General features: G+C 70.2%; 27 protein-coding genes and 1 tRNA gene. 16 read left to right on the top strand and 12 right to left on the bottom strand.

Translation table 11 applies throughout. From position 1 onward, the window contains the following. The first annotated feature begins 4 nt into the window (after positions 1-4). The 5 genes from RWH43_RS09535 (at position 5) to RWH43_RS09515 (ending at position 4,423) form a co-directional block, all read left to right on the top strand. Positions 5-523, top strand: coding sequence for a DUF501 domain-containing protein (locus RWH43_RS09535; RefSeq protein WP_316001328.1), 519 nt, complete (start codon positions 5-7; stop codon positions 521-523). Next, positions 520-1,842, top strand: a complete 1,323-nt coding sequence (locus tag RWH43_RS09530; protein WP_316001327.1) for a S8 family serine peptidase — start codon at positions 520-522, stop codon at positions 1,840-1,842. Before RWH43_RS09535 ends, RWH43_RS09530 begins: the two co-directional genes overlap by 4 nt. Positions 1,843-1,850: 8 nt before the next feature. Then, positions 1,851-3,251, top strand: a complete 1,401-nt coding sequence (locus tag RWH43_RS09525) for an NAD(P)/FAD-dependent oxidoreductase (protein ID WP_144835307.1) — start codon at positions 1,851-1,853, stop codon at positions 3,249-3,251. A 416-nt stretch (positions 3,252-3,667) separates the two neighbouring features. Continuing rightward, positions 3,668-3,740 (top strand) — tRNA-Leu (locus RWH43_RS09520). 113 nt (positions 3,741-3,853) lie between these two features. After that, the gene (locus RWH43_RS09515; protein WP_144835306.1) at positions 3,854-4,423 is read left to right on the top strand and encodes a LemA family protein; all 570 of its coding nucleotides are present in this window, start codon (positions 3,854-3,856) and stop codon (positions 4,421-4,423) included. Between the two features lie 39 nt (positions 4,424-4,462). On the opposite strand, the gene RWH43_RS09510 is transcribed toward RWH43_RS09515, so the two are convergent. Next, positions 4,463-5,704 carry a winged helix-turn-helix domain-containing protein gene (locus RWH43_RS09510; protein ID WP_316001326.1) on the bottom strand — a complete coding sequence of 414 codons (1,242 nt, stop codon included), beginning with the start codon at positions 5,702-5,704 and terminating at the stop codon, positions 4,463-4,465. A gap of 71 nt (positions 5,705-5,775) precedes the next feature. Here RWH43_RS09510 and RWH43_RS09505 point away from each other — a divergent pair, with 71 nt between their 5' ends. Beyond that, positions 5,776-6,966 (top strand): AI-2E family transporter, encoded by a 1,191-nt coding sequence (locus RWH43_RS09505; protein ID WP_144835302.1) that lies wholly within the window; start codon positions 5,776-5,778, stop codon positions 6,964-6,966. Then, complete coding sequence (gene ilvA / locus RWH43_RS09500; RefSeq protein WP_316001325.1) at positions 6,963-8,192, top strand: threonine ammonia-lyase; 1,230 nt, start codon at positions 6,963-6,965, stop codon at positions 8,190-8,192. Before RWH43_RS09505 ends, ilvA begins: the two co-directional genes overlap by 4 nt. Before the next feature lie 253 nt (positions 8,193-8,445). Here ilvA and greA read toward each other — a convergent pair whose 3' ends face one another. Together greA and RWH43_RS09490 are read right to left on the bottom strand one after the other, a co-directional pair. Beyond that, positions 8,446-8,937, bottom strand: a complete 492-nt coding sequence (greA, locus tag RWH43_RS09495) for a transcription elongation factor GreA (protein ID WP_144835299.1) — start codon at positions 8,935-8,937, stop codon at positions 8,446-8,448. Between the two features lie 106 nt (positions 8,938-9,043). Beyond that, positions 9,044-9,439 carry a DUF4307 domain-containing protein gene (locus RWH43_RS09490; protein ID WP_316001324.1) on the bottom strand — a complete coding sequence of 132 codons (396 nt, stop codon included), beginning with the start codon at positions 9,437-9,439 and terminating at the stop codon, positions 9,044-9,046. Between the two features lie 63 nt (positions 9,440-9,502). Between RWH43_RS09490 and RWH43_RS09485 the strand changes: the two genes are divergently transcribed. Beyond that, on the top strand, positions 9,503-9,778 hold the full coding sequence (locus RWH43_RS09485; RefSeq protein WP_144835291.1) for a hypothetical protein: 276 nt from the start codon (positions 9,503-9,505) through the stop codon (positions 9,776-9,778). A 110-nt stretch (positions 9,779-9,888) separates the two neighbouring features. Here the strand turns inward: RWH43_RS09485 and trhA are convergent, their stop codons facing one another. Next, the gene (gene trhA / locus RWH43_RS09480) at positions 9,889-10,581 is read right to left on the bottom strand and encodes a PAQR family membrane homeostasis protein TrhA (protein WP_144835351.1); all 693 of its coding nucleotides are present in this window, start codon (positions 10,579-10,581) and stop codon (positions 9,889-9,891) included. Between the two features lie 153 nt (positions 10,582-10,734). Between trhA and RWH43_RS09475 the strand changes: the two genes are divergently transcribed. Together RWH43_RS09475 and phoH2 are read left to right on the top strand one after the other, a co-directional pair. Next, complete coding sequence (locus RWH43_RS09475) at positions 10,735-11,517, top strand: isoprenyl transferase (protein WP_154096339.1); 783 nt, start codon at positions 10,735-10,737, stop codon at positions 11,515-11,517. Between the two features lie 263 nt (positions 11,518-11,780). Next, entirely contained in the window at positions 11,781-13,142 is a 1,362-nt protein-coding gene (phoH2, locus tag RWH43_RS09470; RefSeq protein WP_144835287.1) for an RNA 5'-3' helicase PhoH2, read from the top strand. Positions 13,143-13,495: 353 nt separating this feature from the next. On the opposite strand, the gene RWH43_RS09465 is transcribed toward phoH2, so the two are convergent. From RWH43_RS09465 to xseA, 7 genes are read right to left on the bottom strand one after another with little or no spacing between them, the layout of a single operon-like run. Continuing rightward, positions 13,496-14,152 carry a response regulator transcription factor gene (locus tag RWH43_RS09465; RefSeq protein ID WP_144835285.1) on the bottom strand — a complete coding sequence of 219 codons (657 nt, stop codon included), beginning with the start codon at positions 14,150-14,152 and terminating at the stop codon, positions 13,496-13,498. Beyond that, the gene (locus tag RWH43_RS09460) at positions 14,149-15,564 is read right to left on the bottom strand and encodes a sensor histidine kinase (protein WP_316001323.1); all 1,416 of its coding nucleotides are present in this window, start codon (positions 15,562-15,564) and stop codon (positions 14,149-14,151) included. The genes RWH43_RS09465 and RWH43_RS09460 overlap by 4 nt, the downstream gene beginning before the upstream one ends. Positions 15,565-15,610: 46 nt before the next feature. Beyond that, positions 15,611-17,005, bottom strand: coding sequence for a class II fumarate hydratase (locus RWH43_RS09455; RefSeq protein WP_316001322.1), 1,395 nt, complete (start codon positions 17,003-17,005; stop codon positions 15,611-15,613). A gap of 32 nt (positions 17,006-17,037) precedes the next feature. Beyond that, positions 17,038-17,694: a carbonic anhydrase gene (locus RWH43_RS09450; protein ID WP_437127387.1), complete on the bottom strand. Its 657-nt coding sequence runs from the start codon at positions 17,692-17,694 to the stop codon at positions 17,038-17,040. Beyond that, complete coding sequence (locus RWH43_RS09445; protein ID WP_316001321.1) at positions 17,691-18,323, bottom strand: DUF4245 family protein; 633 nt, start codon at positions 18,321-18,323, stop codon at positions 17,691-17,693. Before RWH43_RS09445 ends, RWH43_RS09450 begins: the two co-directional genes overlap by 4 nt. Continuing rightward, positions 18,323-18,550: an exodeoxyribonuclease VII small subunit gene (locus tag RWH43_RS09440; RefSeq protein WP_144835277.1), complete on the bottom strand. Its 228-nt coding sequence runs from the start codon at positions 18,548-18,550 to the stop codon at positions 18,323-18,325. Before RWH43_RS09440 ends, RWH43_RS09445 begins: the two co-directional genes overlap by 1 nt. Positions 18,551-18,560: 10 nt before the next feature. Then, positions 18,561-19,949 carry an exodeoxyribonuclease VII large subunit gene (xseA, locus tag RWH43_RS09435; protein WP_154096342.1) on the bottom strand — a complete coding sequence of 463 codons (1,389 nt, stop codon included), beginning with the start codon at positions 19,947-19,949 and terminating at the stop codon, positions 18,561-18,563. A 140-nt stretch (positions 19,950-20,089) separates the two neighbouring features. Here xseA and RWH43_RS09430 point away from each other — a divergent pair, with 140 nt between their 5' ends. The 5 genes from RWH43_RS09430 to RWH43_RS09410 all read left to right on the top strand — a co-directional run bounded on the left by RWH43_RS09430 (position 20,090) and on the right by RWH43_RS09410 (position 23,618). After that, the gene (locus tag RWH43_RS09430) at positions 20,090-21,151 is read left to right on the top strand and encodes a 4-hydroxy-3-methylbut-2-enyl diphosphate reductase (RefSeq protein ID WP_186325601.1); all 1,062 of its coding nucleotides are present in this window, start codon (positions 20,090-20,092) and stop codon (positions 21,149-21,151) included. Continuing rightward, on the top strand, positions 21,148-21,750 hold the full coding sequence (locus tag RWH43_RS09425; RefSeq protein ID WP_154096343.1) for a DUF6264 family protein: 603 nt from the start codon (positions 21,148-21,150) through the stop codon (positions 21,748-21,750). Before RWH43_RS09430 ends, RWH43_RS09425 begins: the two co-directional genes overlap by 4 nt. Before the next feature lie 55 nt (positions 21,751-21,805). Continuing rightward, positions 21,806-22,309: a sigma-70 family RNA polymerase sigma factor gene (locus RWH43_RS09420; protein ID WP_144835271.1), complete on the top strand. Its 504-nt coding sequence runs from the start codon at positions 21,806-21,808 to the stop codon at positions 22,307-22,309. Further along, positions 22,306-23,010 carry a zf-HC2 domain-containing protein gene (locus RWH43_RS09415; protein WP_154096344.1) on the top strand — a complete coding sequence of 235 codons (705 nt, stop codon included), beginning with the start codon at positions 22,306-22,308 and terminating at the stop codon, positions 23,008-23,010. Before RWH43_RS09420 ends, RWH43_RS09415 begins: the two co-directional genes overlap by 4 nt. A 62-nt stretch (positions 23,011-23,072) precedes the next feature. Beyond that, positions 23,073-23,618: an MOSC domain-containing protein gene (locus RWH43_RS09410; RefSeq protein ID WP_144835267.1), complete on the top strand. Its 546-nt coding sequence runs from the start codon at positions 23,073-23,075 to the stop codon at positions 23,616-23,618. Between the two features lie 290 nt (positions 23,619-23,908). On the opposite strand, the gene fbaA is transcribed toward RWH43_RS09410, so the two are convergent. Then, positions 23,909-24,937: a class II fructose-bisphosphate aldolase gene (gene fbaA, locus RWH43_RS09405; protein ID WP_144785501.1), complete on the bottom strand. Its 1,029-nt coding sequence runs from the start codon at positions 24,935-24,937 to the stop codon at positions 23,909-23,911. A 179-nt stretch (positions 24,938-25,116) separates the two neighbouring features. Between fbaA and glpX the strand changes: the two genes are divergently transcribed. Next, entirely contained in the window at positions 25,117-26,106 is a 990-nt protein-coding gene (gene glpX / locus RWH43_RS09400) for a class II fructose-bisphosphatase (RefSeq protein WP_144835263.1), read from the top strand. Positions 26,107-26,131 lie beyond the last annotated feature (25 nt).

Raw genomic sequence — 26,131 nt, 5'->3', positions numbered from 1 at the left:
AGCGATGAGTACCGCAACGCTTCCCCCCGCTTCCGACGCCGACCTCGCCGTGCTGCAGGCGCAGCTGGGGCGCGTCCCGCGCGGAGTGGTGGGCATCGCCGCGCGGTGCGTGTGCGGCAACCCGACGGTGGTCGCGACCTCGCCGCGGCTCGACGACGGCAGCCCGTTCCCCACCTTCTACTACCTGACGCACCCGGCCGCGACGGCCGCGATGTCGGTGCTCGAAGCGGGCCACGTCATGAAGGAGTTCTCCGACGAGCTCGACGAAGACGAAGAGCTTCAGGCGGCGTACCTTCGTGCGCACGAGGCCTACCTGCGCGATCGCGCCGCCTACGGCGAGCCCGAAGAGATCGCGGGCATCTCCGCCGGCGGAATGCCCACTCGCGTGAAGTGCCTGCACGCCCTTGCGGGGCACGCGCTCGCGGCCGGCCCGGGGGTCAATCCGATCGGCGACCGCGCGCTCGCCCGCGGTACCTGGTCGCCCGAGCGCTGCGCCTGCGAGAGCCCCGGGGCGGGCGGATGAAGCGGGTCGCCGCAGCCCTGGCATCCGTCATCCTCGTGGCGGTGCTGACGGGTGCGACGGCGACGCCCGCACCGGCACCGGCCAACCCGGTGCCCGAAGACCCGACCGACTCGGTGCGCGCCTCGGAGTACTGGCTCGACCAGTACGGCGTGCGCGAGGCGTGGAAGACCACGCGCGGCGCGGGCCAGAAGATCGCGATCATCGACACCGGAATCGGCCGGGGACCCGCCGAGTTCAGCGGGGCCGTCGTCGGCGGCACCGATGTGTCGGGGGTCGGCGCAGCCGACGGGCGCGCCCCGGTCGGCGCGGTGGACTCCAACCACGGCAGCTGGGTCGCCTCGCTCGCCGCCTCGCGCGGCACCGGCAACGGCCGCGGCATGATCGGCGTCGCGCCGGAGGCCGAGCTGCTGTCGATCTCGGTCGGCTTCGGCAACTCGACCGCCAAGCCCTTCACCGAGCAGATCGCCGACGCCATGCGCTGGGCGGTCGACAACGGCGCGACGATCATCAACCTCTCGCTCACCACCAACACCCTCGACTGGGACACCAGCTGGGACACCGCGTTCGAGTACGCCTTCGATCACGACGTCGTCGTCGTGGTCGCCGCCGGCAACCGGGGGAGCGGGACCGACCGGGTCGGTGCCCCCGCCACGATCCCGGGCGTGCTCGCCGTGGGCGGCGTCGATCCCAACGGCGTCGCGAGCAACGACGCATCGACCCAGGGCATCACGATCGGACTGTCGGCCCCCAGCGAGCGACTCGTGGGCGTCTCGGCAGACGGGACGCTCGTCGGGTGGAACGGCACGAGCGGCGCGGCCCCGATCGTGGCCGGCATCGCCGCGCTCGTGCGGTCGGCGCATCCCGACCTCGACGCGAACAACGTGCTCGCCCGGCTGATCGAGACCGCGAAGCCCGCCAACGGCGCCTCGTCGGTGCCCGACAAGCTGTACGGGTACGGGCTCGTGGATGCCGCTGCGGCGGTCTCGGCGCGCGTGCCGAGCGTCACTGAGAACCCCCTCGGCAGCCTCAAGGAGTGGATCCGCCTCTACCGTCGGGCCGACACCGAGCCCGCGCCCGAGCCGACGTCGTCGCCCGTCGTCATCCCAGCCCTGCCTCCCGTGGAGGCGGCGCCCGCCGCCGGTTCGCCTCTGCTGCCCTCGCGCGATAGCGTTCTCTACGGATCGTTGCCGCTCGCGGGTGCCACCGTCGCGGCTATAATGATTGCGCTCGGCGTCACTGCTGCTGCCCGGCGAATTCGACAGGCGCGCATCTCCCGCGAGCCGAGCCGCACCACAAACGAGGAGTCCCTCCCATCGTGACAACTACCGTGCCCAGAATCCTCATCGTCGGTGGGGGCTACGCAGGTTTCTACACCGCCTGGAAGCTCGAGAAGCTCCTCGGCCGCGGCGAGGCCGAGGTCACCCTCGTCGACCCGCTGCCGTACATGACGTACCAGCCGTTCCTCCCCGAGGTCGCAGCCGGCGAGATCGAGCCGCGCCACGTCGTCGTGGGTCTGCGCCGCCACCTCAAGCGCACCACGGTCATCGCGGGCAAGGTCACCGGCATCGAGCACGCCTCGAAGACCGCGACCATCACCCCGATCGAGGGCGACGAGACCTTCACGCAGAGCTACGACCAGATCGTCGTGACCGCCGGCGCCGTCTCGCGCACCTTCCCGATCCCGGGCATCGCCGACAACGCGATCGGCCTCAAGACGATCGAAGAGGCCGTGGCCATCCGCGACCGCCTCACCTCGAACTTCGACAAGGCGTCGGTGCTGCCCGCCGGTCCTGAGCGCGACCGTCTGCTGACCGTCGTCGTCGTCGGCGGTGGCTTCGCTGGCATCGAGGTCTTCGCCGAGCTGCGCGCGTACGCCTCGTCGCTGCTGAAGTTCTACCCGACGCTGGCGTTCGAAGACACGCACTTCCACCTCATCGAGGCCATGGGCCGCATCATGCCCGAGGTGTCGCAGAAGACGAGCGAGTGGGTACTCGCCGACCTCGCGAAGAAGGGTGCGTTCGTGCACCTCGACACGCAGGTCAAGGGCGCCGTCGACGGTGTCATCGAGCTGTCGACCGGTGAGCAGCTGCCCACCGACCTCATCATCTGGACGGCAGGCGTCATGGCCAACCCGACCGTCGTGCGCGGGAGCGACCTGCCCGTCGAGGAGCGCGGTCGCATCCGCACCCGCCCCGACCTGCGCGTCGGCACCGAAGACGAGATCGTCGAGGGTGCCTGGGCCGCCGGTGACGTCTCGGCCGTCCCCGACCTCTCGGGTGGTGGCGTGGGCGGCTTCTGCGTCCCCAACGCCCAGCACGCTGTGCGTCAGGGCAAGCTCATGGCGAAGAACATCGTGGCGGTGCTGCGCGGCGAGCAGCCCAAGGAGTACAACCACAAGAACCTCGGCGCCGTCGCGGGCCTGGGTCTCTACAACGGTGCGTTCCAGTCGGGCAACATCGCCCTCACGGGTCTGATCGCCTGGTTCGCCCACCGCGGTTACCACGGCCTGGCCATGCCCACGTGGGAGCGCAAGTTCCGCGTGATCGGCGACTGGATCCAGAACTTCTTCCACGGCCGCGAGGTCGTCAACCTCGAGGCCGTGCAGAAGCCGCGCGCCGCGTTCGAGGAGTTCGCCGCGCGCCCGCGTCCGGCCGCTCCCGCCGCCGACGCTCCCGCGCCGGCCGCAGCCCCGGCCGACAAGAAGGCCGAGCCCGTCGCCGCGAAGTAATCTCTCGCACGCTCGAGACCCCCGTGCCCCTGTGGGTGCGGGGGTCTCGTCGTTTCCGGATGCCGCGGGCGACGTGGTCGTGCCGTGGTGCGGATGCGGTGGGGGACACGCCGGGCGGTCGCGTCCGGGAGCGGCGTGTCGGGGGTGCGGTCCGCAGGACGGCGGGTGGAGCGGTGTGCGGGGTGGCGGGGCCGTCGTGCGGATGCCGTGGGGGACACGCCAGGCGGTTGCATCCTGCTTCGACGTGTCGGGGGTGCGGTCCGCGGGACGGCGGGTGGCGCGGGGTGCGGGGTGGCGGGGCCGTCGTGCGGATGCCGTGGGGGACACGCCGAGCGGTCGCGTCCGGGAGCGGCGTGTCGAGGGTGCGGTCCGCAGGACGGCGGGCGCATGGCCGCCCGCGATACGGTGGAGCACGGGCCCCCGTAGCCCAATGGCAGAGGCAGGCGACTTAAAATCGCTTCAGTGTGGGTTCGAGTCCCACCGGGGGTACGCGAACGATACAGCGCTCTCCGCATCGCCTGGGAGTCCTCACCCTGCTCCGTAACCGTCGTCACCCCGCGGTTACACTGAAGGGCAATCTCTCGAACGGAGTGTGGGGACTTATGTGGGAGTGGCTCGTACCGGTCATCGTGATCGTCGGCATTCTGGTGATCGCCGGCATCTACCTGTGGGCCACCTACAACGCCCTCGTCGCGCTCAACGTGCGCGTGGACGAAGCGTGGAGCGACATCACCGTCCAGCTGAAGCGGCGCGCCGACCTGCTGCCCAACCTCATCGAGACGGTGAAGGGCTACGCCGCCCACGAGAAGGCCGTCTTCGAGAACGTCACGCGAGCGCGCGCCGAGACGCTCTCGGCGCAGAGCCCCGCTGAGGCCGGTGTCGCCGAGGGGCACATGCAGCAGGCGCTGAAGTCGCTGTTCGCGGTCGCCGAGGCGTACCCGCAGCTGCAGGCCAGCCAGAACTTCCTGCAGCTGCAGCACTCGATCGTCGACACCGAAGACAAGATCCAGGCGTCGCGCCGGTTCTACAACGGCGGTGTCCGCGAGCTGAACACCAAGATCAAGGTGTTCCCCAACAACCTCTTCGCGCGCCAGCTCGGCTTCCACGAGCGCGAGTTCTTCGAGGTGGTCGACGGCGCCGCCATCTCGGAACCGCCACGCGTGCAGTTCTGATCTCACGCGCCCCCTCCGCTTCGGCAGAGGGGGCGCGTTTCAGTTGGTGCGCCCGTCGGGGTGATCGTGCCGGTCGGCGCGCAGTGCCACGGCGATCTGGTCGGCCGCGTCGCCCCAGCGCGACACGGTGACGTGTTCGAGGCCCTGCCAACGGGCGGCCGTGCGCAGTTCGGCCGCGACGCGATCCGCGGCCTCGGGCGGTGCTCCGGGCTCCCACCAGGCCGACTGCACGCGCAAGGCGCTGTCGGCGCGATCGGCCTTCAGATCGATACGGCCCACGACGTCGTCGCCGACGAGCACGGGCAGCGAGTAGTAGCCGAACCGGCGCTGGGGCGCGGGCGTGTAGATCTCGATGCGGTAGTCGAAGTCGAACAGCCTCTCGGCGCGATCGCGGAACCACACCACCGGGTCGAAGGGGGTGAGGATCGCCGCCGCATCGATGCGTCGCGGGCGGGCGGCGTCGCGGTGCAGCCACGCCTTCGCCGGGCGTCCGGCGATGCGCCACCCGTCGACCTCGACAGGCAGGAGCTCGCCGCTGTCGACGAGATCGCGGATGCCGGCGAGCACGGCGGGACGGTCTCGGATGCGCCAGTAGTCGGCGAGGTCGGATGCCGTGGCCACGCCGTACGCCACGGCGGCGCGCCGGACGAGCTCGCGGATGGCCTCGCCGCGGGGGACCGCCGTGTCGAGGACGGAGGCGGGGAGGACGTCGGATGCCAGGGCGTAGCGCCGCTCGAAGCCGCGGCGCCCCGCGATGGCGACCTCGCCGAACAGCCACAGGCGTTCCAAGCCGTTCTTGACGTCGTCCCAGCCCCACCAGGAGCCACGTGATCCGCTGCGCGCGTCGTGATCGATCTCGGCCGGACGCAGGGGCCCGCGATCGGCCAGTTCGTCGCGCAGCCACTGCAGCAGGGGCTGGTTGGCCTCGGCCCAGGCGTCGTGCCCGTACTTGGCTCGCAGGTCGTCGCGCCGGAATTGCAGCAGCGGCCAGTCGTCGACCGACACCAGCGAGGCGACGTGCGCCCACGACTCCACCCACGACGGACGACGGGCGAAGGCGAGCTTGTCGAGCAGAGCGGTGTCGTACGCCCCGAGGCGTGCGAACAACGGCATGTAGTGCGAGCGCGAGAAGACGTTGACCGAGTCGATCTGCAGGATGCGCATGCGGTGCAGGGCGCCGGTGATCTGACGCGTGCCGACGGCGTCGGGCCGGGGGCGGGCGAAGCCCTGAGCGGCCAGGGCGATGCGGCGCGCATCGGCGCGGCGGAGCGTCGTGGTCATGTCTGTCACCGTATCGGCGACCTCCGACATGCTCGGCGATCCACCTCGGAGGGCGGCGGTAGGCTGACGGGATGAGCGGCACCGATCCCGAACCTCGCGGATCGTTCCTCGACGCCCTCAAGCGGCGCACCGTCTCGAGCGACCTGCAACCTCCGGTGCCGCCGGCACTGCGCCAAGCGACCGCCTACGCGTGGCGTCTGCTCGTCATCGCCGCTGCTCTCGCCGTCGTGGTGTTCGTGGTCATCCAGCTGAAGCTGCTGGTCGTGCCGCTTCTCATCGCGGTGCTCATCACCGCGCTGGTGTGGCCGGCCTTCTCGTTCCTGCTGCGCCATCGGTGGCCGAAGTGGCTGGCCATCGTCGTCACGGTCCTGGGCACGATCGCCGTGATCTCGGGCCTCGTGTGGCTGGCCGTCTGGCAGATCACCCGCGAGTTCGGCTCGGTCCGTCAGCGCACCGTCGAGGCCGTCACGCAGTTCCGCCAGTACCTCATCGACGGCCCGCTGCACTTGAGCGCCCAGCAGATCGACGACGGCCTGCGACAGGCGGGCACGTTCCTGCAGCAACAGGCCGAAGTGCTCTGGACCGGCGCGCTGGCCATCGGCACGACGATCGGCCACGTCGGCACGGGCGTGCTGCTGACGCTGTTCATCCTGCTCTGCCTTCTTGCCGACGGCGGCGGCATCTGGCGCTGGACGACCCGGTTGTTCCCCCGTGTCGCGCGTCCCGCCGTCGACGGCGCCGGTCGCGCGGGCTGGCGCACCGTGAAGAGCTACGCGCGCACGCAGCTCCTCGTCGCCACGATCGACGCGATCGGCATCGGCCTCGGCGCCTTCCTGCTCGGCGTGCCGCTGTCGATCCCCATCGCCGTCCTGGTGTTCCTCGGCGCGTTCATCCCGTTCGTGGGTGCTGTCGCCACCGGGGCCCTCGCCGTCTTCATCGCCCTGGTCTACAACGGCCCGCTGATCGCCCTGTTCATGCTCATCGTCGTGCTGGCCGTGCAGCAGATCGAGAGCCACATCCTGCAGCCGATCCTCATGGGCTCCGCCGTGAAGGTGCACCCCCTCGCCGTCGTGCTCGTCGTCGCCGGTGGGGCGATGGTCGGCGGGATCGCCGGCGCCCTGTTCGCGGTGCCCCTGGCGGCGTTCGTCAACGTCGTGGCCGTGTACCTCAGCACCAAGGCCTGGCAGCGCACCGGCGACCCCCTCGCTTCCCCGGATCTCATCTGGCGGACCGTCCCGCGCGAGCGCGGAAGGAGATCATGAACGACACTCCCACTCTGGCCGAGTTCGAAGATGCCGCGCAGAATCTGCGCGGCATCATCACGCGCACGCCGCTCGACGAGTCCCTGCACCTGACCGAGCTCCTCGGCGTGCCGGTCAACCTCAAGCTCGAGAACCTGCAGCGTACGGGGTCGTTCAAGATCCGCGGGGCGAGCTACCGCCTTTCGCGGCTGTCCACCGAGGAGCGCGCGCGCGGCGTGGTCGCGGCATCCGCCGGCAATCACGCGCAGGGGGTCGCCCTGGCCGCGCAGCAGCTGGGCATCTCGGCGACGATCTTCATGCCGTTGGGCGTTCCCGTGCCCAAGCTGCTGGCGACGCGGGGGTACGGCGCCGAGGTCATCCTCGAGGGCGCGACCGTCGAGACGCCCCTGCGCCTCGCGGCGGAGTTCGCCGAGCGCACGGGCGCCGTGCTGATCCACCCCTTCGACCACCGCGACATCATCGTGGGCCAGGGAACGCTCGGACTCGAGCTCGTCGAAGACATGCCCGACCTCGAGACCGTGATCGTCGGGATCGGCGGGGGAGGCCTCGCCGCGGGCGTCGCTGCGGCGGTCAAGGCCCGCGCAGCCGCCGAGGGGCGGACGGTGCGCGTGATCGGCGTGCAGGCGCACAATTCCGCGGCCTACCCGTCATCGCTCGCCGCGGGGTATCCGATGCAGGTCGAGACGACGCCGACGATCGCCGACGGCATCGCCGTCGCCCGCCCGGGCGACCTGCCGTTCGAACTCATCCGCCAGTACGTCGACAAGGTCGTCACCGTGACCGAGGACGACATCGCGCGAGCGCTGCTCGTTCTGCTCGAGCGCGCCAAGCAGGTCGTCGAACCCGCGGGAGCCGTCGGTGTGGCCGCGATCCTCGCCGGCAAGGTGAAGGCCAGTGGCCCCACGGTCACGATCCTCTCGGGCGGCAACATCGACCCGCTGCTGCTGCAGCGCGTCGTGGCGCACGGGCTCTCGGCATCTGGTCGCTACATGTCGCTGCGCATCCCGCTTCCCGACCGCCCCGGGCAGCTGGCCCGCGTGTCGGAGCTGCTCGCCGGCGTCGGCGCGAACGTCATCGAGGTGCTGCACACGCGCCACGGGCAGGGCCTGCAGATCAGCGAGGTCATCCTGCAGCTGAGCGTCGAGACGCGCGGCGAGGAGCACCGCGCCCTCGTGATTCAGACGCTCGAAGACGCCGGGTTCATCGCGACCGTCGTTCCGAACTGAGCATCCAGCGCCGGGCCGGTCGGGTCCGGTTCTGACGCGGGCGCGCTTCGCGGGCTGTGCGGGAACGTGGCGGGCGTGCGCTGGAGGGCGCGGTCGTTGTCGCGCGTCGCGCGAGGTTTGGGGCGCATTTCTCCGTTCGGGGCGAGAATCATCCGCCCCGAGCGGCGGAATCCGCCCCAAACCGTAGAGTCCGCGGAAACGTCGCGAGCCGCCCACCCGACGACGGGGGAGCGGCTCGCGAGGAGTCAGCGGGTCACTGACCCGAGTAGGTCTCGACCTTCACGACCTCGACCGAGATCTCTTTGCCGTTGGGCGCGGTGTACGAACCCTTGTCGCCCTCTTTGAGCCCCATGATGGCGGCACCGAGGGGGGACGCCTCGCTGTAGACGTCGAGCTCGGAATTCGCGGCGATCTCGCGGTTGCCGAGCAGGAACTTCTCTTCGCCGCCGGCGACGATCGCCGTCACGACGGTGCCCGACTCGACCACGCCGTGGCTCTCGGGGGCCTCGCCGACCTTGGCGTCTTTGAGCAGCTGCTGGAGGGTGCGGATGCGGGCTTCCTGCTTGCCCTGCTCGTCTTTGGCGGCGTGGTAGCCGCCGTTCTCCTTGAGGTCTCCCTCTTCGCGTGCGACCTCGATGCGCTTGGCGATCTCTTCGCGACCCGTCGTAGAGAGGTGCTCGAGCTCGTTGTGGAGGCGGTCGTAGGCGTCTTGCGTGAGGAACGTCACCTGAGCGTCGTTGGACACGGGTACTCCTTCGTCGAGGCGCAGACGGCGATGCGTTTTCGGGCCGTCGGCGGGGGATATGTCGAACGCCCCGGCATCGAGCCGGGGCGCTTCCTGACCTACGAGTTTACGGTACCCAGCAAGCGTTGACAAAACCTGTCGTCGCCAGGGAGAGCGTGGGAATCGTCTCGGTGAAGGCGCGGGTGTGATCCTCGGATGCCGGGTACTCCACGACCCGCCAGCCCACGGTGCCGTGGTCTTCGTCGCGGGCTTCGAGGGCGCAGGCGACAGGTTGTCCGGCAGGGCCGGTGATCTGGAACGTGGCCGACACGGACTTGTCGTTCTCGACGGTGAACCCGGTGTCGGTCGCGGTGACCGAAGCGGCGCTGCTGGCGAAGGTCGTCCACCCGAGGTAGCCGATCGCGCTCAGTGCCAGGACCGCGACGATCGTCCAGCCCAGGATGCGGCGCCGCGGGGAGCGCGTGCGCCCGTAGCGGTCATCGAGCAGGGCTTGCGTCGTCATGGTCTCTCCGGGCTTTAGGCTGGAGTTCCAGGCTACGCGCTTCCGCCCGGACCGAAGGACTCCATGCTTCCCGTGATCGTCGCTCTCGCGACCACACCCTCCCCGGTCGTCACCCCCGACGAGTCGATCGTCACGCCCGGGCCGCTCGGCTTCGCCGCGATCGCCTTCATCGGCGTCGCGGTCTTCCTGCTCGTGTGGGACATGCTGCGCCGCATCCGCCGCGGCCGTTACCGCGAGGAAGTGAACGCCGAGCTGGATGCGGAAGAGCAGGCCCGCGCCGCCGAGAATGCCAGCACGGTCGACGACCAGGACATCGACCCGGCCGCTCCTCGCAGCTGAGTCGTTGCCGGGGTCCCCGGCATCCGGAACCGCTGTCGCCGTACGAGTCGCCGCGGCGCGCCGCTCGGGTGGTCCGCACGCGACGAACTCACGCGTGACGCGGGGCGGGATCAGCCCCCGTGGTACGCGGGGGCGAGCGAGATGAGCAGGCACGCCGTCCAGTGGCAGAGGAACGCCAGCACGGTGCACACGTGGAAGATCTCGTGGAACCCGAAGTGCCCCGGCCATGGGTTGGGCTTCTTGAGGGCGTAGACGATCGCCCCGGCCGTGTAGAGCAGGCCGCCGACGACGACCAGCACCATCATCGCCACGTTCGCTGCGAGCAGGTCGCCGAGGTACATCACGGCGGCCCAGCCGAGCGCGAGGTACAGCGCGACGTAGAGCCAGCGCGGCGCGTTGATCCAGAAGACGCGGAACAGGATGCCGAGGATCGCCCCACCCCACACGATCGACAGCAGCAGCGTGGTCTTGGGGGTCGGTAGGGCCAGGACCGCCAGCGGGGTGTACGTGCCGGCGATCAGCAGGAAGATGTTGGCGTGGTCGATGCGCTTGAGCACGGCCAGCATCTTCGGCTTCCAGGTGAAGCGGTGGTAGAGCGCCGAGTTGCCGAACAGCAGCATCGACGTCACCATGAACACTGCTGCGGCCCACTTGGCGGGCGTGCCCTGGGCGAGGGCGATCAGGACGATGCCGGCGACGATCGCGACGGGGAACGTGCCGGCGTGGATCCATCCGCGCCAGGTCGGCTTCATGTCCTTCTGCGCGCCGAGGGCCCCCGCTTCGAGGAGGGGGAGCTGGGGCATGTCGGGGCCGTCGGCCGGGGTGGAACTCGTCACCCTTCCGAGATTACGTCTGCTCCCATGCGCCGCAGGGAACATGAACCGATGCTCACCCTTCCCCCAGGAATCGACCACCCGGGATACGAGGGGAAGGCCTCGACGCGGTAGCGTAGGCGGGTGGCGCGCGAGCGGAAGAACGAGGGGCGGGGTCCCCTCTACCGTCTCTACATCTCGCGCCTGCGCCGGCGCATGCCGACCACCGTGCCGCACCACGTCGCGATGATGATCGACGGCAATCGTCGCTGGGCGCGCCAGCTCGGCTACGACAGCGCCGCGCACGGTCACCGCGCGGGTGCCGCGAAGATGCACGAGTTCCTGCGCTGGTGCGACGACCTCGGCATCGAGGTCGTGTCGCTCTACCTGCTCTCCAACGACAACCTCGTCAAGCGCGACAGCAAAGAACTGCAGGAGCTGCTCGAGATCATCGCGCAGCTCGCGGGAGAGCTTTCGCGCGAGCCGAACTGGCGGGTCCAGCACGTCGGTCGCGCCGAGGGCCTGCCGCCCGAGCTCGCCGAAGTGCTGCACGAGGCGACGGAGCGCACCCGCGGCCACAAGGGTCTGCACGTCAACCTCGCCGTCGGCTACGGCGGGCGGAGCGAGATCGTGGATGCCGTGCGCTCGATCATCGTCAAGCACGACGAGTCGGGCGGGTCGCTCGAAGAGCTCGCCGCGAGTCTCACCCCCGAGCAGATCGGCGAGCACCTCTACACCGGTGGCCAGGCGGACCCCGACCTCGTGATCCGCACGTCGGGGGAGCAGCGGCTCAGCGACTTCCTGCTGTGGCAGTCGGCCCACTCGGAGTTCTATTTCGTCGAGGCTCTCGGCCCCGACCTGCGCGAGGTGGACTTCCTCCGCGCCATCCGCGACTTCGCGGCGCGCGACCGCCGGTTCGGTCAGTAGCACCCACCCGGCCGGCCGCCCGGTCGCGCGCACGGGTGCCCGAGCGGCATCCGGTGAACTACTTCACGGCTGCGAGACGCGTGAACGCGCTGTTCACGAACTCGTCACATTCGCGGCGTGTTAACGACCCTCGAGGGTGTCGCGGAGTCGTACGGTGATCACATCGGACACGGAGTCCGGTCGAGTCGACCTTCGGATCGCGACTCGTGACCCACAGGTCGACTCGTGAAAACCGGGTGAAACACCCGGGTCGGGAGTGGGTTGTGACTGCACGAGCACCGTACGACCAGCGTCACGTCGTCGAGAGCACCGAGTCCGAAGCCGGAGCCGATCAGGCCCTGCGCACGTACGTCCTGGACACCTCCGTCCTGCTGAGCGACCCCCGGGCGTTCTTCCGCTTCGCGGAGAACTCCGTGGTGATCCCCGTCGTGGTAATCATGGAACTCGAGGGCAAACGTCACGACCCCGAGATCGGCTATTTCGCGCGACAGGCCCTGCGCCACCTCGACGAACTCCGCATCGAGCACGGCCGCCTCGACTTCCCCGTGCCCGTCGGAGACGACGGCACGCTGCGCGTCGAGCTGAACAACACCGACCCCTCCGTGCTGCCCTCGGGCATGCGCACCGGCGGCAACGACAGCCGCATCCTCGCGGTCGCGATGAACATCGCCAAGGACGGCGCCGAGGTCACCGTCGTGTCGAAAGACCTGCCGATGCGCGTCAAGGCGGCGTCGCTCGGTCTCAGCACCGAGGAATACCTCGCCGAGCAGGCGATGGATTCGGGCTGGACCGGCATCACCACGATCGACCTCTCGGGCGACGAGATCTCGGACCTGTACGAGACCGAGGTCGGGGTGAGCCCCGCCGTGGCGGGCCTGCCGGTAAACACCGGCCTCGTGATCCACTCCGAGCGGGGGTCGGCCCTGGGTCGCGTGACCGGCAAGGGGGAGTACCGCCTCGTGCGCGGCGACCGCGACGCCTTCGGACTGCACGGCCGCTCCGCCGAGCAGCGCATCGCGCTCGACCTGCTCCTCGACCCCGAGGTCGGGATCGTGTCGCTCGGCGGTCGCGCCGGCACCGGCAAGTCGGCCCTCGCCCTCTGCGCGGCGCTCGAGGCCGTGCTCGAGCGCCAGCAGCAGAAGAAGATCATCGTGTTCCGCCCCCTGTTCGCCGTGGGCGGTCAGGAGCTCGGCTACCTCCCCGGCGACCAGGCCGAGAAGATGGGGCCCTGGGGACAGGCCGTCTTCGACACGCTCGGGTCGGTGGTCTCGGGCAACGTCCTCGAGGAGGTGCTGGCTCGCGGCCTGCTCGAGGTGCTGCCCCTGACCCACATCCGCGGCCGATCGCTGCACGACGCGTTCGTGATCGTCGACGAGGCGCAGTCCCTCGAGCGCAACGTGCTGCTCACCGTGCTGAGCCGCATCGGCCAGAACTCCCGCGTGGTGCTGACGCACGACGTGGGCCAGCGCGACAACCTGCGGGTCGGTCGGCACGACGGCGTCGCCTCGGTGATCGAGACGCTGAAAGGCCACGGCCTGTTCGGGCACGTCACCCTCACGCGCTCGGAGCGCTCGGCCATCGCCGCGCTCGTGACCGAGCTGCTGGAGGCCGGCGAGCTGTCCTGACGAGATCGAGGAGGGCCGGGATGCCGCGGTGTCCCGGCCCTTCGTCGTGCGGGGGCCGACGGGGAGCTGATGTCGGGCGCCGCGGCATCCGAAAAATCCCTCGTCACCCCGCGGTGCGCCGGCCGGTGCCGATGTCCGTAGATGAGAGGGTTCTCATCTGCGACTCCCCGCGATCTCACGAACGCCCGTCAGGGTGGAAGCACAGGCGGGGAACACCCCGCCGCCGCCTCGGCGGATCCCCTGGAACGAGAGCGTCACGCGCAGGTCACCGCTTTTCGGGTGAGTCGGAAGACCACCGGACGCATCTCCCTGAGCCCCCGGTTCCCCCACCGGGGGTTTTCGGGTTTCCGCCGTCACTCCCAGCGGTAGCCGGCCCCGCGGACGGTGACGATGTGGGCCGCGCCGATCTTTGCCCGCAGGTAGCGCACGTAGACGTCGACGACGTTGGAGTTGGGGTCGAAGTCCATGCTCCACACGCGACTCAGCAACTGCTCCCGGCTGAGCACCTGCCCCGCGTGACGCACGAACTCCTCGGCGAGGGCGAACTCGCGGGCACTCAGATCGACCTCGCGCGAGCCGACGGTCGCGCGCCGACCGAGCACGTCGAGCGTGACCTCGCCGTGGGCGAGGGTCGCGACCCCGACCGTCACCGGCTCGCGCAACCGCAGGCGCACGCGCGCCAGCAGCTCGTCGAACTTGAAGGGCTTCGCCACGTAGTCGTTGGCCCCCGCATCGAGCCCGTCCACGGTGTCACGGGTACTCGTACGCGCGGTCAGCATGATGACGGGGATCGTCGCCCCCTGCCCGCGCAGGCTCCGCAAGACCTCGAAGCCGTCCATCGTCGGCAGTCCCACGTCGAGGAGCACGAGGTCGCACGATCCCGACAGGGCGGTGTCGAGGGCTTCGGCGCCGTCGTCGACGATCAGGGTCTGATAGCCGGCCGCCTCGAGTCCCTTCGCGACGAAGGCCGAGATGCGCTCTTCGTCTTCGGCGATGAGGATGCGGGTCATCCGGTGGCCTCTCTCTGCAGCACGACGTCGCCCGCGCGCACCGGGGTGGGCAGGGCGGCCGAGGCGCGGACGCCGGTGACGGGGATGTGAAGTGTGACCGTCGCGCCGCCGCCGGGGGTGTCGGAGACGGAGCAGCGGCCGTCGTGAGCTTTCGCGATGGCGTCCACGATCGACAGGCCGAGGCCCGAGCCGTCGACACCGCGGCGCGTCGACAACCGGTCGAACCGGCGGAACACGCGGTGGCGGGCGGCGGGAGGGATGCCGGGGCCGTGGTCGCGCACCCAGAGATAGGCCGTGGTGTCGTCGGCGGTGCTGCCGATCTCGACGGGGGAGCCGGCGGGGGTGTACTTGGCCGCGTTGTCGGCGAGCTGCAGCCACGCCTGGACGATGCGGTCGGTGTCGCCGAGGATGCGCACGCGCGCACGGTGCGCGACGGACCAGGGGTGATGGGGGATCGCGCCCGCGAGCTCGGCGACGCGGTCGGTCAGCGCGGAGACGTCGATGACCTCGGCCGCCAGAGCGTCGGTCTCGACGTCGGCGAGCGCGTCGATGTCGTCGACGAGGCGCGTCAGCCGGTCGAGCTCGGCGATGCCGAGCTCTCGCGTCTCGGCCGCGTCGTGCGGATCGGCGGGATCCATCATCTCGAGGTGACCGCGCACGATGGTGATGGGGGTCTTCAGCTCGTGCCGCACGTCGTCGAGCAGCTGGCGTTGCGCATCGACCGACATCGCGAGGCGGTCGAGCATCGAGTTGACGGAGGTGGCGAGGTCGGAGATCTCGTCGTTGCCGTGGGCGCGCAGGCGGTCGCCCATGCGGTCGATCGTGATGGCGTCGGCGGTGTCGCGCAGGCGCTTCAAGGGCGAGAACAACCGCCCGATGACGAACCACCCGGCGACGGCCACGAGCACGAGGACGACGGCGCCCGTCACGGCGTAGCTGGCGGTGGAGAGGGTCACGAGCTCCATGCGCTGGTCGATCGAGATCAGCTGCACGACCACGCCGTCGGTCACGGGCACCGCGGCGTACATCATCGGACCGTGGCTGCTGTCGACCCGCCCCGAGAGCTCTCCGTCGGCGATGGCCGCGGACAGCGACGAGACCAGGGCGGCGTCGCCCGCGACGTCGAGACCGGGAGGTGAGGGCGTCGAGGCCAGCACCCGTCCGTCGACGAGGGCGACCGTGCCGTCGCTGCGACCGGGGATCGCCGCCGAGGCGAGCGCGACCGCGTTGCCTCCGTTCGACGACACCGTCGCGACGAACCCGTCGAGCTGGCGTTGGGCGTTCTGGACGACGCGTTCGCTCTGCACGAGGAAGGTCGCGCCACCGGCCAGGATCAGCCCGAGCAGCACGACGCCGAGGATCGCGGCGAGGAGTCGCACCCGCGTCGAGAGAGGTCTCGTCGCGGGGCTCATCCTTCGATTATGGCGCGCCTCGGCGTCGTGATCGTGCGGGGGCGGCTCAGCCCGGGTGCGTCATCGACAGCAGGTCGAGCTTGGCGTCGAGCACCTCTTCGGTGATCTCGCCGCGCTCGACGTAGCCGAGGTCGATGACGGCCTCGCGCACCGTGATGCCCTTGGCGACGGAGTGCTTCGCGATCTTCGCCGCGGCCTCGTAACCGATGACCTTGTTGAGCGGGGTGACGATCGAGGGCGACATGCCGGCGAACGCCTCGGCGCGCGCCACGTTGGCCTCGAGGCCGTCGATGGTCTTGTCGGCGAGCACGCGCATGGCGTTGGAGAGCAGGCGGATCGACTCGAGCAGCGCGGTGCCCATCACGGGGATCGCGACGTTGAGCTCGAACGACCCCGAGGCGCCGGCCCAGGCGACGGTGGCGTCGTTGCCGATCACGCGGGCGCACACCATGAGCGTGGCCTCGGGGACGACCGGGTTGACCTTGCCGGGCATGATCGAGGAGCCGGGCTGCAGGTCGGGGATGTGCAACTCGCCGAGACCGGTGTTGGGCCCCGAGCCCATCCAACGGATGTCGTTGTTGATCTTGGTCAGGGACACCGCGATGGTGCGGAGGGCTCCGGATGCCTCGACGAGGCCGTCGCGGTTGGCCTGGGCCTCGAAGTGGTCCTTCGCCTCGGTGATCGGTAGCTGGGTCTCGGCCGCGAGCAGCTCGATGACCTTCTGCGGGAAGCCGAGCGGGGTGTTGATGCCGGTACCCACGGCCGTGCCGCCGAGGGGGACCTCTCCGACGCGGGGGAGGACGGCCTCGACGCGCTCGATGCCGAGGCGCATCTGGCGGGCGTAGCCGCCGAACTCCTGGCCGAGGGTGACGGGGGTGGCGTCCATGAGGTGGGTGCGACCCGACTTCACGATGCCCTTCCAGGCGTCGGCCTTGGTCTCGAGGGCGGTCGAGAGGTGCTGCAGCGCCGGGATGAGGTCGGTGATCAGCGCCTGGGTGACGGCGATGTGCACCGAGGTCGGGAAGACGTCGTTCGACGACTGCGAGGCGTTGACGTGGTCGTTGGGGTGAACGGTGTCGCCGAGGATGCGGGTGGCGAGGGTCGCGAGCACCTCGTTCATGTTCATGTTCGACGAGGTGCCGCTACCGGTCTGGTAGGTGTCGACCGGGAAGTGCGCGTCGTGCGTTCCGGCGACGACCTCGTCGGCGGCTTGGGCGATGGCATCCGCGATCTCACCGTCGAGCGTGCCGAGCTCCTTGTTGGCGAGGGCCGCGGCCTTCTTGATGCGCGCGAGGGCGGCGATCTGCGTCGACTCGAGCCCCTTCCCCGAGATCGGGAAGTTCTCCACCGCGCGCTGGGTCTGCGCGGCGTAGAGCGCGTCTTTGGGCACCCGCACCTCACCCATGGTGTCGTGTTCGATGCGGTACTCGATGTCGGTCACGTCGTCGTTCCTCCAGGTCGTTCGTTCGGTTCTCAGATGCGGGGGTCTTCTACGTCGCCCACGATGACGACGGGGACGGCTTCACCCTCGTCGAGGCGGTAGTTCGCTCCGACCACGGCGGTGCGGCCCTCGGCCACGGCTTCGCTGATCAGTTCGGAGGCGCGCAGTAGGTCGGCCACGGTGTGGCGCAGGTGCTCACGGCCGACGAGCTCGGGGTCGACGCGCTCGGGCAGGTGGCCGTCGACGACGTTCTCTCGCTGCACGCGGCGCACGGCGGGCACGATGGGCGCGATCTGCCGCCAGATGTACGGGGGGAGCGTGGGGGCGTCGGCGCCGGTGCTCTCGATCGCCGCGCCGACCGCTCCGCACGCGTCGTGCGCGAGCACGACGATGAGCGGGACTTCGAGCACGCCGACGGCGTACTCGAGGCTGCCGATCACCGAGTCGGAGATGACCTGGCCGGCGTTGCGCACGACGAAGAGGTCGCCCAGACCCTCGTCGAAGATGATCTCCGCGGCCAGGCGCGAGTCGGCGCAGCCGAAGAGGGCGGCGCTCGGGTGCTGCGAGGAGGCCAGCTCGGCGCGGCGCTCGACGTCTTGGCGGGGGTGGGCGGGTTCGCCCGCGATGAAGCGCTTGTTGCCCTCCACCATCTGCTGCCACACCTGACGGGGGGTCATGCGCTCGCTCACGGGACCTCTCTCAACTGCTCGATCTGGGATGTGACGGATGCCGCCGCGAGGGCGGCCGTTTCGGGTGCGGCGTCGCCGTAGACGAGCACGTAGTCGGGCCCGGCGGGGGTGGCGAGCGCGTAGTCGATGTTGCCCGTGCCCGAGGGGTTGGACGGGCGGTAGACGTTCCAGGTGATGCCGCCGACTTCGGTGGTCTCGGTGCTGCGGGTGCCGTCGAGCACCTGGCCGACCCATGCCTCGTCGGCGTCGAAGCCCTGGGCGACGCGGAGGAAGCCCGACTCGCCCTCGCGCACGTAGACCATGGTCCACGCCTCGGTGCCTCCGACGCCCTCGGTGCTCGCCTGGTTGACGCGCCAGCCGTCGCCGAGCGACGGCGTCAGGACGGGACGACCGAGGTCGCTCTCGATGCCGGCCGCGAGAGCGGGAACATCGGGCTGGGGCTGGGCCACCGGCTCGCCGCGGGGCACGCCGGCCACCACGACGAAGACCACCGCGACGGTCACGAGGATCGCGGCGATGAGGTTCTTGAACGTCTTGCTGTTGCGGTAGCGCGCCGAGAACTCCGCCTTGCGGTCGGCGGTCTCTTGCGGGGTCTCGGGGCGGCCGAGGTGCGCGACGACGCGGGCCATCAGTCGTCTCCCTCGCCGCGCGCGGCGTCGAGCCGCCGCTTGGCGCCGAGCAGCCACTCTTCGCAGCGGGCGTAGAGCTTCTCGCCGCGCTCCCACAGAGCCAGGGACTCCTCGAGCGTGGGTGCGCCCTGTTCGAGCTCGGCGACGACGCGCACGAGTTCGTCGCGGGCCTGCTCGAACGAGAGGGTGGCGACGTCGGCGGCGGAGCCGGGGGTCGTCGCGGTCATGTCGTCCATTCTAGGCGCGACCCTCCGACGGGCCGTCGCCGATTGACTCGGCGTCGAGGGGAGTGTTTCCGGATGCCGTGCCCTCGGCGTTCGACCGGGGTGCGGCATCCGTCGTCCCGTGCGGCACCACGTCGGGCACCGCTCCCTCGGACCGGGCGGCGAGCGTGCCGTTCTCGACCGTGAGGCGCAGGGCCGCACCGGCGGGAGCCTGGGCGGCGTCGCGCACGACCGAGCCGTCGTCGAGCTGCGCGATCGCGTAGCCGCGAGCCAGCGTGGCCACGGGCGAGAGCGCGCGCAGGGCCGCGCCGAGCTCGCTCGTGCGGCGCTGCCCGGTCTCGATGCGACGGTCGACGATGTCGCGACCGCGGTTCGAGAGCATCCACAGCTCCTGCGCGCGAGAGGTGAGCATGGTGTGCGGGGTGCGCAGCGCCGGGCGGGAGCGGACCTGCTCGAGCTGGGCGATGTCGTGCAGCACCCGCTGGGTGAGGCGGCCGGTCAGGCGCGCGCGCAGCTGCGACACGAGAGCGCGCTGCTCGCTGACGTCGGGGACCACGCGCTTGGCCGCGTCGGTGGGGGTGGACGCGCGCACGTCGGCGACCTCGTCGAGCAGGGGGCGGTCGTTCTCGTGGCCGATGGCGCTGACGATCGGGGTGGATGCCGCGGCCACCGCTCGCAGCAGTCGCTCGTCGCTGAAGCCGAGCAGGGTCTGCGGGTCGCCGCCGCCGCGGGCGATGATGATGACGTCGACCTCGGGGTCGGCATCCAGCGCCTTCAATGCCGCGATCGTCTCGGGAACGCAGCGATCACCCTGCACGGCGGCGTGCCGCGTGCGGAAGCTCACCCGGGGCCACCGCAGCTCGGCGTTGCGGTGCACGTCTTTCTCGGCATCCGAGTTCTCGCCCGTGATGAGACCGATGCAGTGGGGGAGGAACGGCAGCTTCTTCTTGCGCACGGGGTCGAACAGGCCCTCCGAACGCAGCTGCACGCGCAGGCGCTCGAGGCGCTCGAGCTGTTCGCCGAGGCCCACGTGCCGCATCGCCGAGATCGCGAACGAGAAGTCGCCGGTGCGCGGGAAGTAGTCGGCCTTCACGCACGCGACGACGTGGTCGCCGACCTTGAGGTCTCTCGGCAGCCGGTTGAGGGTGCTCGACCAGATGCGGAACGCCACCGTCGACTCGGTGCCGAGGTCTTTCAATCGCCCGAACACGTTGCCGCCGCGGCGGTTGAACGAGGTGATCTCGCCCTCGACCCAGACCGATCCCCAGCGCTCGATGAAACCGCGGATCGTGTCGTTCAGCCGCGACACCGAGGTGGGGGCGTCGGTGGAGGAGTCGCGCGGGTGCACGCTGTCGGCGGGCGGCGCCTGACCCGGAACGGTCTCGGGCTGGAAAGAGGTCATGTCACTCGCTGGGATGCACGCCGTCGGCGGGGGCCGCGAGAGCCGGACGTCTCTCGGGAGGGGAAGGTCCCATGCTATCCGGACCGGTCGCGCCGGGCGGGTTCGGCCGGTGCCCAGGGGCGCCCCCGTAGAATCGAGGGGTGAGCTCACCTGCCGTGCACCTGCCCGTTCCCCGCATCCCGGGTCGACGCGGACGGCTTCAGGACGTCCCCGTCCAGGGCAAGAAGAAGGTGCTGCTCGCAGCACCCCGCGGCTACTGCGCCGGCGTCGACCGTGCCGTCATCGCCGTCGAGAAGGCGCTCGAACGCTACGGCGCCCCGGTCTACGTGCGCAAGCAGATCGTGCACAACATCCACGTTGTGACCGAGCTCGAGAAGAAGGGCGCGATCTTCGTCGAGGAGGTCGACGAGGTCCCCTCGGGCGCCCACGTCGTCTTCAGCGCCCACGGGGTGTCGCCGGCCGTCGTTTCCGCCGCCTCCGACCGCGGCCTGCAGGCGATCGACGCCACGTGCCCCCTCGTGACCAAGGTGCACCGCGAGGCCGTGCGCTTCGCCCGTGATGACTTCGAGATCCTGCTGATCGGCCACGAGGGCCACGAAGAGGTCGAGGGCACCGCCGGCGAGGCTCCCGAGCACGTCACCGTCGTGAACTCGCCCGCCCACGCCGACACCATCGAGGTGCGCGACCCGTCGAAGGTCGTGTGGCTCTCTCAGACCACGCTGTCGGTCGACGAGACGATGGAGACCGTGCGGCGCCTGCGCGAGCGCTTCCCCGAGCTGCAGGATCCGCCCTCCGACGACATCTGCTACGCCACCCAGAACCGCCAGGTCGCGATCAAAAAGGTGGCCGTCGGCGCCGACCTCGTGATCGTGGTGGGTTCGGCGAACAGTTCGAACAGCGTGCGCCTGGTCGAGGTCGCCCTCGAGCACGGCGCGAAGGCCGCCTACCGCGTCGACTACGTCGACGAGGTCAAGCAGGAGTGGCTCGAGGGCGTCGAGACCGTCGGCGTCACCAGCGGCGCGTCGGTGCCCGAGGTGCTCGTGACCGAGGTGCTCGAAGAGCTCGCCGGCGCCGGTTACCGCGACGTCGAAGAGGTGCGCACGGCCGAGGAGGACTTGATCTTCTCGCTGCCCAAGGAGCTGCGTCAGGATGCCTCGGGCAAGCGCGACAGCCGCGCGCTCGGCGGTCGGGGGCACGCGTGAGCGACGATTCCTCGCGCGGCGATGCACGCCCGGCCGAGGTCGGATCGCGCCCGCGTCCGCAGTTCGGTGAGTACGCCACACCCGAGGAACAGCGCGCCCGCATCCAGCGACCCGAGGTGACCGAGGCGCTCGACGCCGGCGTCGCCCCGCAGCCCGCCCCCACCCCCGAGCCCGCGCGCGCGGCGCAACCGGCCGCCGCGGGCTTCCCCGTTCCGACCACGCGCGGGGCCCGCGTCGATCGCATCGTCACGTTCGGTCTGCTCTTCTACGGCCTGTTCTCGGTGGTCACGACGATCATCCAATTGCTGAACTTCCCCGAGTACGCCGAGACCGGCGCGCGCATGCTGGGCGTCGAGGCGACCTTCACCAACCTGTCGGCCGGTTACGTCTGGGGCGCCGCGGCAGCGGCCGTGTACGGCATCGGGTGGCTCGCCACCGCGGTGCTCACCTGGCGCCGCATGAAGCGCGGCCGCCTCGCCTTCTGGATCCCGCTGGTCGGATTCGTCGTGACCGCACTCATCGCCGGCATCTGCGTCACCATCGCCCTCGTCGGCGACCCGCAGTTCATGTCGGCGATCGTGAACACCGTCCCGAGCTGAACCGTCGGGCCCGGCATTCCGTGTCCCCTGTGAACGAGGGAGAGGGGATGCCGCGATGCGAGACGAACACGCGCAGTTGACAGCGCTCTACGACGCGCACGCGACGCCCGTCTGGCGCTACGTCGTCAGCCTGACCGGTGACCACGCGGGAGCCGACGACGTGGTTCAGGAGACCCTCCTGCGCGCGTGGCGCACACCCAAGGTGATGGCGGACGACCCCGCGTCGCTGCGGTCGTGGATGTACACCGTCGCGCGCAACATCGTCATCGACGAGGCCCGCAGCGCCCGTCGGCGCCACGAGCACTCGGTCGACGAGCTGCCCGAAAGGGTGCGTGACGACGACACGGATGCCATGTTCGATGCGCTCCTGGTCGAGGAGGCCCTCGCGACCCTGACCCCGGATCACCGCGCGGTCATCGTCAGCGCCTACTACGGCGGGCGCAGCGTCGCGCAAGCGGCGGAAGAACTCGGCATCCCGGCCGGCACCGTCAAGTCGCGATTGCATTACGCGGTGCGAGCACTGAGGCTCGCCCTGCAGGAGAGAGGGGTGACCCGATGAGCCACGAACACGATCGACTGTCGTCGTGGGACGGCGCCTACGTTCTGGGCGCGCTGTCGGCGAGCGACCGAGCCGAGTACGAAGCCCATCTCGCGGAGTGCGCGGAGTGCCGCGCCGCCGTCGGAGAGCTCGCACCGACGGCAGGACTGCTGTCGCGCCTGTCGGCCGACCGCGCCCGCGCCCTCGACGCCTCGACCGGTCCGGTGCCGCTCGCGACCCCCAACCCCGCGCTGCGCGGACGCGTCGTCGAGACGGCCAAGCGACGCAGGGCGCGGCGGAGGACGGTGTGGGTGCTCGCGGCATCCGTCGCCCTCATCGGCGTGGCCGTGCCGAGCGTGGTGGCGATCACGAGCTCGGCGCAGCAGTCGGCGGGCACCGTCTACGCGCTGGACGACATCGCGGGAGCGCCGCTCGAGGCATCGGTGCGGCTGACCTCGGCGCCCTGGGGCACGCGGATCGACCTCGTGTGCGAGTACACCGGAGAGGTGCTCGACGCCCCGCCCGGAGGATGGCCCTACGCCTTGGCGATCACCGACGGGTCGGGCGCGACCAGCGTGCTCTCGACCTGGAGGGCCGACCCCGGCTCGACGACCGAGCTGAGCGCGGGCACCGATCTGGCGACCACCGACATCGGCGCCGTCGAGATCCGCACCCTCGACGGCGACCGCGTGGTCATGCGGCACGAGTTCGCCACGCCCTGACACGTGCCGCGGCGTGGCGGGGGCGTGACGGCGGCCTTGAGCGGACGGTTTAGCATCGACGCATGCCCCGTCTCGTCGCCGTCTGCGCCGTCCATGAATTGCATCCGGATGCCGGATCGATCGGCGTCACCGCGATCGACAAGCGTCCCGTCGACGGAGCCGTACGCGTCGGCAAGCTCGGCGTCCGCGCAGACGTGCAGGCCAGCCGTAAGCACCACGGCGGACCCGACAAGGCCGTGTACGCCTACGCGCAGGACGACGCGTCGTTCTGGGAGGGCGAGCTCGGCCGCGAACTGCACCCCGGGTGGTTCGGCGAGAACCTGCGGGTCGAGGGGCTCGACGTCAACGGCGCCCGTATCGGGGAGATCTGGCGCATCGGCGACACCGTCGAGGTGGAGGTGACGATGCCCCGCACGCCGTGCGCGACCTTCGCGCGCTGGGTGGGCGGATCCGCCTCGCGGGGATGGGTCAAACGCTTCTCCGACGAGGGACGCCTCGGCGCCTACCTGCGCGTGCGCCGCGCCGGCGAGGTGCGGGCGGGGGATGCCATCGAGGTGCTGTCATCTCCCGCGGATGCGCCGACGGTGCTCGAGGTCTACCGCAGCTGAGGGCTGCCCTGCCGATCGTGCGCTGTTCGCGACGGCGGGGCTTTTTGGCGGCACACCCTGGGGTGGCTGTTCGATCGCGGGCCGTTCTGCCTCGGCGGTGGCGCGAGACTGCAACTCGCTGACGAGTCCGCTGCAGGCTGACGCCGGATTGTCAGCGAGATGCAGTCTCGATGCTCGAGGGGCGCGCGTACGGCGGACGCCGACGCGTGCGGCGGGGGACCGGGGCGCGGCATCCGGAAACGACGAACGCCCCGGCGTGAGAGCCGGGGCGTTCGAGGGATGACGAGGTGTCAGCTCTTGGACTGGCCGTACGAGCCGAGCTGCTTCGTGGCCTCGACGACGCGGACGGCCATAGCCGACTCGGCGACCTTGCCCCACGCGCGCGGGTCGTACTGCTTCTTGTTGCCGACCTCGCCGTCGAGCTTGAGCACGCCCTCGTAGTTCGAGAACATGTAGCCCGCGATCGAGCGCGTGAAGGCGTACTGGGTGTCGGTGTCGATGTTCATCTTCACGACGCCGTTGGCGACCGCGAGGGCGATCTCTTCGTCGGTCGAGCCGCTGCCGCCGTGGAAGACGAGGTCGAGGGGCTTGGGGCCGGTGCCGAACTTGGCGGCGATGCCCTCCTGGATCTCACCGAGCAGCTCAGGGCGGAGCTTGACGCCACCGGGCTTGTACACGCCGTGCACGTTGCCGAAGGTGAGGGCCGAGATGTAGCGGCCGTTCTCGCCGAGGCCGAGGCGCTCGACGGCCTTGGTCACGTCGGCGACCGTGGTGTACAGGGCCTCGTTCGAGCCCTCGTGCTGCACGCCGTCTTCTTCGCCGCCGACCACGCCGACCTCGATTTCGAGGATGGCGTTGATGTTCTTCATGCGGGGGAGGAGCTCTGCGGCGATGTCGATGTTCTCGTCGAGGGGAACGGCCGAGCCGTCCCACATGTGCGACTGGAAGATCGGGTTGCGGCCCGCCTTGACCTCTTCTTCGGAGGCCTCGAGCAGCGGCAGGACGAAGCCGGGCAGGGCGTCCTTGGGGCAGTGGTCGGTGTGCAGGGCGACGGTGATGGGGTAGTTCTTCGCGACCTCGGTCACGTACTTCGCGAAGGCGAGGGCGCCGGTGGCGCGGGCCTTGACGGTGTGGCCGGCGAAGTAGTCGGCACCGCCGGTGGTGACCTGCAGGATGCCGTCGGAGCCGGCCTCGGTCAGGCCCTGGAGCACCGAGTTGATGGTCTGCGAGCTCGAGACGTTGATCGCGGGATACGCGAAGCCGCCGGCCTTCGCGCGGTCCAGCATGTCGGCGTACTGCTCAGGGGAAGCGACGGGCATGGAGGTGCTCCTTGGTCGTTGTCGGGACAACGGTCACTCTAGCGAAGCCGCCCGATCGTGACGGTGCGGGCGCGGCAGGAACGCGGCACTTCTGCTGTTTCGTTAAGAACCGCGATTCCTTCGTTGCACATGCGCTCAAAACCGGGGATTGTCTTCCCTCGGCTGGATACAGTGACCCCATGGTGAGCCTGACTGCCGACATGAGCCCTTTGCACCCCGACCGCAACCTGGCTCTGGAGTTGGTGAGGGCGACGGAGGCTGCATCCATCCGCGCCGTCCCCTTCATCGGTCGAGGCGACAAGGAGGCCGCCGACGGTGCGGCCGTCGACGCGATGCGCGCGTTCTTCAGCACCGTCAACTTCGACGGCACGATCGTCATCGGTGAGGGCGAGAAGGACAACGCCCCCATGCTCTACAACGGGGAGCGCGTCGGCAGCGGTCGCGGACCCCAGTGCGACGTGGCCGTCGACCCGATCGACGGCACCTCGCTCACGGCCGCGGGCCGCCAGAACGCCCTCTCGGTCATCGCCGTGTCGGACCAGGGCACGATGCTCGACGCCTCGAGCGTCTTCTACATGGACAAGCTCGTCACGGGTCCCGCCGGTGTCGGCGTCGTCGACATCCGCCTCCCGATCGGGGAGAACATCCGCCTGCTCGCGAAGGCCCTCGGTAAGCCTGTCGACGAGCTCGTCGTCTCGGTGCTGAACCGCCCGCGTCACGAGAAGCTGATCGCCGACATCCGCGAAGCCGGGGCCGGTACGCGCCTGATGAGCGACGGCGACGTCGCCGGTGGCATCAACGCCGCCCGCCACAACGCCCGCACCGACATGTGTGTCGGCATCGGCGGAAGCCCCGAGGGCATCGTCACCGCGTGCGCGATCAAGGCGCTGGGTGGCCACATCCAGGGTGTGCTCGCCCCGCGGACCGACGACGAGAAGGAGAAGGGTCGGGATGCCGGCCTCGACGTCGACGGCCAGGTGTATGAGGCCGATGGCCTGGTGAAGGGCAAGAACACGATCTTCGTCGCCACGGGCGTGACCGACGGTCAGCTCGTGCAGGGAGTCCGTCGCGATGGCGACTTCATCTACACCGAGAGCGTCGTGCTGCGCGGTGCCTCGGGAACCCTCCGCCGCATCTCGTCGGAGCACCTGACCTCGAAGTGGCTGTGACGCCGCGCGGCTGAACGCGGGCGCA

The organism is Microbacterium algihabitans (assembly GCF_032464975.1).
GTDB lineage: Bacteria > Actinomycetota > Actinomycetes > Actinomycetales > Microbacteriaceae > Microbacterium > Microbacterium algihabitans.
This window is presented reverse-complemented; position numbering and strand designations above follow the sequence as displayed.